This window comes from Phytobacter sp. V69, assembly GCF_965644215.1.
Lineage (GTDB): Bacteria > Pseudomonadota > Gammaproteobacteria > Enterobacterales > Enterobacteriaceae > Phytobacter.
This window is the reverse complement of the sequence record NZ_CBFFRL010000053.1, coordinates 21151-27589: the sequence shown is the minus strand read 5'-3', so window position 1 is coordinate 27589 and position 6439 is coordinate 21151. Positions and strand designations below refer to the sequence as shown.

Below are 6439 nucleotides of genomic sequence, written 5' to 3'. Positions count from 1 at the left end.
GATTCAGGCAACCGTCTGTGGTGTTTGCAGAGCTAAGATTGGCGGCTTAGCGTTGCACTTCGGAGTTGAATCCGCCATCAACTCATATTCTATTACAGCACAGCTTAAAGAAGTATTAGCAAAACCCTATGTAATAAATTTCCACCCTCAATCCATTTTTAACCAGAATATCGCACCGTACTAAATACGTTACGGCGCGATATATTTTTTGTACGTAATTATTTCGCATCTATTCAGAAGTAAAAAAAATACTACATGGCAGAATTTCAGCATGAAAAACGACGACAATAACCCTTACCGCCAATTCAGGGCAACAGGTAGCATCACGACTCATTATTTCGCATATTATCGCGACCCAAGCCGCCAATAAACGGCAGGCGTAAGCGTAGAGGTGTGAAATCCAGCCCCATGCTCAGGCCTAACACGTTGAGTTCAAACCCCTCTTCGGCACCGAGCGTAATGCCCGCGACACCGAGCAGTGATACCTGCACGCCGCGCCCGGACGGGGGTAAACCGATGGGGTTGAGCAGCGAGCGAAAATCTTTGCCCACCGCATTGGCGGGCATATCGAGTTTCAGCGCAGGCACTTCACGCCCGATATGGGCAATAAAGGTATTGCTGTTGGGGCCGGGCCAGGCGTGATAGGTATCCGGCCACGGATAAGAGGCGATGGCAGCTTCAATCTGCGGAATCATCGCTTCGGCCTCTGCGCCACGGTGTTCTACGAGCAGTAGGGGCTTCGCCCCGTACCAGTAACCATCCGGCGTATTGCTATTGTGACGAATTTTGTCGCCCCCACCCCAACTGATGACCTCATAGCGGTTGTACTGCATCTCCCCGGCGCGTTTAAACACAATCCACGGATGCACGGCCACAACACCTTTCCAGCCCCACGTTGGCGCGGCATACACCTGAATAATCGCCAGTTGAGCATTTTGCCGGGCATCGGGTGCCATGCCAGAAGAATCACGCCGGGCAGCCCACCATCCTTCCTGCGCCCGCAAATCCCGCTGGTGCATCGCCTGGGCGAGGCTGGCAATAAGGGAAAGCAACATGATGCAAAAAAGAGTCAGGCAAAGGGTTTTTATCGGGGTCATGGCACTCTGTAATCAGAAGGGAATAACGACGCATCCGGTGAGTATACTGTCGTTTTTTGTACCGCAGTATGCCCTTAGCACATAACGTAAAAGGAAAGTTGTGCGCCTGGCAGCACTCCCCTTCCCAGGGGAGAATCAGGCACGCATACACGAGTGGTGAGTTCGAAAAAGTGTATCCACATGGCTGAAATTGGCATGGCAAATAGCAGCGCGGGCAGCATGTCAGCCACCGGGAAAACCTTGATGCCATAAATGCGAAAACCGGTGGCATTCGTGCCAGAAACTAGCGCACCGTTCCTTGTGAACCGGAGCACACCAGCTGTCGACGTTTGATGTGGTACATCTCTATATCGGGTTGCAGGAAGAAGCCCATCTCCCAGGGGTTTTTGCGAATAAATTCTTCGCGAATGGTCTCGTAAAGTGGGCTATCTGACGGCACCTGCGAGGCCTCCCCTTCCACGATGGTGTAGTTCCACTCTATCGCCCGCTCAAAGGTGTAGTGAGCGCGTTCATCCATGGCAAAAAAGCAGTGTGGATTGCGTTTGAGCAGTTTGGATTTGAACATCTGCGGGAAGGTGATGAGGAAAATATCATCATCAACGGAGGATAAAAACGCCAGCACCGTGGTATGCGGCTGCTCGTTGGCCATCGTAATCAGCACGCCAACTTTATTCACCGCATCCTTCGCTTCCGGCTCAGGCATCTCGCGAAGCCGGGTAAAGGGCACCGGCAGTTCAGGCCGGTCATCCGTTGGGAACGCATAGCCCTCTTCCCGGATCTCATACACCACGCTCATGCCGTGAATCAGCTGGCATTCCCGTGGCGCGACCACCACCCAGTCCTCTTCCTGGCTCATCACACGGCCTTTATAGGAGGCGCGGTAGACGCTGATTTCCGCGTCGAACTCATCCACACCCGAACGGTTATCCAGATGCAGGGTGACTAAATCCCCTACCGACAGCGCATGCCCTTTCGGGAAGTACACCCGCAGGCTATTATCAGACTGAATAAAAACACCACAGACGTGGATAACCACGTTGTCCTGTTGGTAACCCGCCAGTATGCCAAGCACCTGTTTACCCAGAAAGGTTGCCAGATTCATTTATGCATTTTCCCTGCTAAGAGAGTTTCAGTGAGATTGTTATCGGCAAGGTTCTGTTAAACCATAGTTATTTTGTTCAGGTGGGTGTTAAAAGGTCTCTGTGGAAACAGGTCGGCCCCTTAATACGGCCGGTTACCCGGCCGCAATATCACTTGTAATCGATAAAGTTCAGAATAGCCTCGTTGAACTCTTTCGGTGCCTGAATAAACGCGAAGTGGCTGGTGTTTGGCAAAATAAGCAATCCGGCATTCGGAATGGTATTGGCGATGTATTCCAGATGCTCGCGCACGATGGCCTCATCATGATCGCCGTCGACAATCAGCACCGGAGTAGTTACCTTCTTGAGATCCTCATCGCTCCAGTTGGGCTGGGTTGCCCACATATGGCCTATCTGATCGACAAAGGCGTCGTACTGATCCGGGGTTTTGGAAAGCTTGCGATACTCATTGCCCGCCCGTTCGATATAGCTGGCAAAGACCGGGTTCTTCTCGGTATCCGGTTTTACGCCGCTGGTTTTGGTATTGGGAGCAAAGGAGAAAATGCGGTTCACGCGCGTCGGGTGGCGAATCGCCAGATCGATACCGATAATCCCGCCATCGCTCCAGCCCACAATATCCGCTTTCTTAATGTTCAGATGATCGAGCAACGCCACCACATCATCACTCATTAAGTCGTAGCTGTACGGCCGCTCATCGCGCGTACTGCGCCCATGACCCCGGCTGTCTACCACAATGACCTTGTGATGTTTTGCCAGCGCGGCAACTTGTTCCCCCCAGTAATCGGAATTCGCCAGCCCGCCGTGAAGCAGTACCACCGGTGTCCCCGCTCCGGTGGTGGCGTAATAGAGCTGGATGCCGTTTACGCTGGCGTACGCAGGTTTCAGCGCGGCAACGGGGGCCGGAGTTCGCGGCAACTGTTTCCAGCGTTCTCCCCAGGCAATCGGGGATTGAGGAGTGACCGCATAAGTCACAGCGCTGCTCAACGTCCCCATTACACAGAGCAGTCCGGCGAGGAATAGCCTGTTTTTTCTCTTCATACGATCGCTCCTGATAACCTTTACTGTACCTCACCCAACTCTCGGGTGCGTTTTACTGCCGCCAGCACGCTGCGTTGCAAACCTGCGGCGAAGTCGCTGTTATTAAGCTCATACAGCCCATGGATCCCAACGCCCGCCGGGGAGTTATTGATATCCAGAAGCTGCCGTGGATGTTTCTGGCTCAGGCGTAGCATCTCGACTGCTCCCTGCAGATTTTCCAGCACCACCTCACTTGCCTGCACGCGCGACAGACCGGCCAACACGCCTGCATCGGTAAACGAGTCGATAAAGTAATAAATGTAGTTCGGCCCGGCGACACCGAAGCCGGTAAAGATATCGATAAGCCGCTCCGGCAGATACAGCACCTTGCCAAAGCCGTTGAGAAAAGGCTCAACCTTTTCGGCGCTCGCCTGCGCGTTTAGCACCACTCCGCTGTAACCAAACCCGGTATCGGTCAGCGTATTCGGGATAACGCGGGCAATGGGCTTGCCCTCCCCCAACGTGGTTTCCAGTTTGTGCAGCGTCACCCCGGCAATCAGGGAGATCACCGTGGTTGCTCCAGAAAGCTGGGGTCGAATACGTTCTGCCACACTCGCCAGGTCGTCCTGCGGGCGGATCCCCAACACCACCAGCATGGCCTCGCGCACCGCCTCTTCACGCGGCTGTTTTTGCGCCAGACCATAGCGTTCAGCGAGCAGCGCGATGCGACTCGGGTCGATATCCTCAAGCGTAATCTCTTCGGCGCGTAGCGTGCCTGACGCCAGCGAGGCACGAATAATGGCCTCCGCCATTTGCCCGGCACCAATAAAATGGACTTTTGCCATCAGCAATCACTCCTTATTGAAAATGGTATTCGCCGTTGCCCACGCGAAAACGTTGGCCTTTCAGCGTCGGGTCAGAGACGTGAAAGACCAGTTCGACTAGCCGGTTGGCTGGCCCCTGGCGAAAAAGAAAGTGCTGTTGCCCCACCGCCAGCCCTTGCGTCTGCTCAGTAAAACCAAACAGCGCGTGCCAGTGGGCGCGTGCCGTCTGCGGGTCTTGCACCTCAAAAATGGCGTTCTGCAATGCCACGTCACCTGCGGGGTGTGGGCTGTCGAGCCCCTGAGCGCGTAGTCGCGCCAGGCGTGTGTTATCGTCCTCTCCCCATTGCAGAACAAAGGGATACGGCAGGCCGTTAAAATCCCCGTCAATGGTGAAGATACGCCAGCTAATGACGTTGCCCTGCGGGTCGTTACGCTGGCCGTCGACAATCGGCGAGACCCGCAGTCCTTTGCTGCGCAACTCCGCGTGCGTCTGGTCAATGTCATCGGTACGCAGTGCTACCCGATGCAGCGCCTGGTTTTCCGGTAACAACTGCGCCGCGTCGCGGGAGAGCAAAAAATCGGCCTGCGCCGACGCCAGCTCCGCAGGGTCGTAGATAGCGAGAAATTCGATATAGGTCAGCCCGAAATAACTGAGTGCATTCCAGGTTCCCCAGCCAGGGTGTCGCCCACCGGCGAGCGCGTTAAGCTTCTGCCCGGTGAAGATGGCAATCGCCTCGTCCGGCTGGTTCACAAACTGTACGGCGTGATCCCATTGTAATGTGGTCATTAAAACCCTCCCCTTGTGCGATTATTCCCAGTCGGTGTTCACTTTGACGTTGTCCGCACCCGGCAGGCCATACACATCTTCGTCGTACCATTTGCGGGAAAGTGCGGCGAGCGTGCCGTCTTTTTTGAGGGCTTCAAGCTCGGTATCGATAGCTTTGATCAGCTTCGGGTCAGCATTCTTTTTGTATAAATAGACGTTGGGGAACAGGCCGACTGACTCGGACGCTTTCAGGTTCAGATTGAGGGCTTTGTTTAACGCCAGTAGGGCACCAATCGGGTAGATAGCCGCATCGTATTCACCCGAAGCAACGGCTTTGAAAATGTCTGCCGCCGACTGCTCACCGTTCGGTTGCAGGTTGATTTGCTGGCCTGGGTGCTTTTTGTTGTAGTTATCAATCACGGTGTAGCGCGCATCAGACGTATGAATCGGCACCAGTTTCTTCTTCCCGCTCGCCAGATCGCCCAGCGTATGAATATCGTTTTCATTGTTACGCACAATTAAACGCAGGTCGCTGATGCCCGAAGGCTGGCCGGAATAGGCGTATTGGGCCGCGCGCTCTTTGGTCAGATAAAAGTGGTCTGCCGCGAGGGTATATCCGCCAGTGGACAGACCGACGATCATGGCATCGCGGGAGACCGCATTAAAATGGAATTTATAGTTGGTGAGCTTCTGGTCGATGACTTTTAATAACTCACCGTCGTAACCGGTAATATTATTGTTATCGTCCACAAAGCTAAACGGGAAGCCGTTGGCATTCACCACCACTTCCACGGTTTCGGCATCCGGACTTTTTTCTACTGCCTGTACCGCCGTAACCTGCATTGCCAACAGCAGCGAACTGACCAATAACGCCTTATTTTTGAACATATTTCTTTCCCCAAAATGAGTGAGATGGAACCACTTTTGCTGCATGGCTTTTCCACCGGTTACTGATATACACCTCGATATGTCGCAATATCCGGGTCAGGACCAGACAGAGCGCAATATAAATAATCAGGACGATGCAATAGGCCTCTACATAGTGAAAACCGCGTGCCGCCGCGATATTTGCTTTTGCCATCACATCCACCACCGTGATGGTATAAACCAGCGACGTATCCTTAATCAGATCAATCAGGACGCTGGTGTAGTTGGGTAGCGCAGATACCGCCGCCTGCGGAAAAATAATGCGTCGAAACTGGGTAAAACCGCTCAACCCTATCGACCACGCGGCCTCGCGTTGCCCTTTTTCCACCGCATTCCACGCGGAGCGAAAGGTTTCGGCAAAATAGGCGCTAAACACCACGGAAAAAGCAGCCACGGCGGCAACCAGCGGTGAGAGCTTGTAGCTGAACGGCGTCTCCTGCGGCCCGCCAAACAGCCCATGAGCCAGCCACGGCCAGACATAAAAAACAAAATAGAGCATCACCAGCATCGGGATGGAGCGGCCAAAAGAGATAAACACCGTCACCAGATATTTCACGTACGCCAGGTCGCGAATCATCACCCAAGCCAGCACACCGCCTAATAACGTCGAAAAAATTAATGATAAAAAGGTGATCAGTAGCGTGACTGGCAGTGCGCTTAATATAAAAGTGAAATTATCCCGGATAAAATCAAGGCTAAACATGGTCG

8 protein-coding genes and 1 pseudogene are annotated in these 6439 nt (G+C 53.7%); 1 reads left to right on the top strand and 8 read right to left on the bottom strand.

Going from position 1 to position 6439, the window contains the following annotated elements; genetic code table 11:
* Positions 1-184, top strand: a 184-nt coding sequence (locus ACSZPU_RS09875) for a hypothetical protein (RefSeq protein ID WP_498998070.1), incomplete at its 5' end; no start/stop codon positions are given.
* A gap of 139 nt (positions 185-323) precedes the next feature.
* Here ACSZPU_RS09875 and ACSZPU_RS09870 read toward each other — a convergent pair.
* The 8 genes and pseudogenes from ACSZPU_RS09870 to ACSZPU_RS09835 form a co-directional block, all read right to left on the bottom strand.
* Positions 324-1097, bottom strand: a complete 774-nt coding sequence (locus ACSZPU_RS09870) for a DUF3750 domain-containing protein (RefSeq protein ID WP_498998068.1) — start codon at positions 1095-1097, stop codon at positions 324-326.
* A gap of 74 nt (positions 1098-1171) precedes the next feature.
* Positions 1172-1366: pseudogene (locus ACSZPU_RS09865) on the bottom strand (hypothetical protein); the annotation flags it as partial.
* A 14-nt stretch (positions 1367-1380) separates the two neighbouring features.
* On the bottom strand, positions 1381-2199 hold the full coding sequence (locus ACSZPU_RS09860; RefSeq protein WP_498998066.1) for a hypothetical protein: 819 nt from the start codon (positions 2197-2199) through the stop codon (positions 1381-1383).
* A 148-nt stretch (positions 2200-2347) separates the two neighbouring features.
* Complete coding sequence (locus tag ACSZPU_RS09855; RefSeq protein WP_498998065.1) at positions 2348-3235, bottom strand: alpha/beta fold hydrolase; 888 nt, start codon at positions 3233-3235, stop codon at positions 2348-2350.
* Between the two features lie 20 nt (positions 3236-3255).
* Positions 3256-4059: a pyrroline-5-carboxylate reductase family protein gene (locus ACSZPU_RS09850; RefSeq protein ID WP_498998063.1), complete on the bottom strand. Its 804-nt coding sequence runs from the start codon at positions 4057-4059 to the stop codon at positions 3256-3258.
* Positions 4060-4072: 13 nt separating this feature from the next.
* Positions 4073-4825, bottom strand: coding sequence for a VOC family protein (locus tag ACSZPU_RS09845; RefSeq protein ID WP_498998060.1), 753 nt, complete (start codon positions 4823-4825; stop codon positions 4073-4075).
* A gap of 21 nt (positions 4826-4846) precedes the next feature.
* On the bottom strand, positions 4847-5692 hold the full coding sequence (locus ACSZPU_RS09840) for a transporter substrate-binding domain-containing protein (RefSeq protein ID WP_498998058.1): 846 nt from the start codon (positions 5690-5692) through the stop codon (positions 4847-4849).
* Positions 5679-6434 carry an amino acid ABC transporter permease gene (locus ACSZPU_RS09835; protein ID WP_498998056.1) on the bottom strand — a complete coding sequence of 252 codons (756 nt, stop codon included), beginning with the start codon at positions 6432-6434 and terminating at the stop codon, positions 5679-5681. Before ACSZPU_RS09835 ends, ACSZPU_RS09840 begins: the two co-directional genes overlap by 14 nt.
* Between the last annotated feature and the right edge of the window lie 5 nt (positions 6435-6439).